The sequence below is a fragment of the Vibrio sp. 378 genome, assembly GCF_033339435.1.
Genome location: NZ_JAWOUO010000631.1, coordinates 1 through 663 on the forward strand (window position 1 = coordinate 1; position 663 = coordinate 663).

Below are 663 nucleotides of genomic sequence, written 5' to 3' on the forward strand. Positions count from 1 at the left end.
AGAAATTCGAATAGATATAATGAAGTGGTATAAAAAAACGCCACTTATATCGTGGCGTTTTTAAAACTGAAGAAAGGAATCGAATTAAAATGAGTATTCCGCGCTAACAAAGAAGCCATTTGCGAAGATAAACTCTTTACCTAAGCTTGAAAGAAACACTTCCGACTCTAAATCGATCACGCGGTATCCACCACGGAAAGCCAACTGAGCGTCTTGTAGTGGCACATGGTATTGAATGCCAGCCATTAAGTCCGTGCTCTTGATGCCTTTGTTGTCACCAAAGTTTATCTCACCAATCACATCAAAGTTCGTATTAGGCACTTGGATCTCTGCGTAGCCGTACCAAGCCCAGATAAGCTCATCAAACTCTTCAGTACGCTTATTTGTACCAGCATCAATGTATTTCGTATCGCTTAGATTGCTGAATGTAACACCCGCATCAAAATGCAATAGATCATGGTCTAGCACTTGGTAGTACATGGTTAAATCGAGTTTATCAAAGCCCATGTAATCGGCATCAACACTTGAGTAACGTAGACGTGCATTCGGTACGTATTTCACATCGTGCTCAATGGCAGCGTAAAAAGTACCCGTTGTACTGCTATCTCTTCTTACTTCATTAACTTTTGTATCTGCACCCCATACTTCTGCCCCCACTTTTGC

Annotated in this window: 1 protein-coding gene; it reads right to left on the minus strand. The window is 41.3% G+C overall.

Annotated elements, in window-relative coordinates; genetic code table 11:
• Positions 1-84: 84 nt before the first annotated feature.
• Positions 85-663 (minus strand): TIGR04219 family outer membrane beta-barrel protein (locus tag R7Q48_RS27965; protein WP_318133555.1); only part of this gene is annotated, 579 nt, incomplete at its 5' end.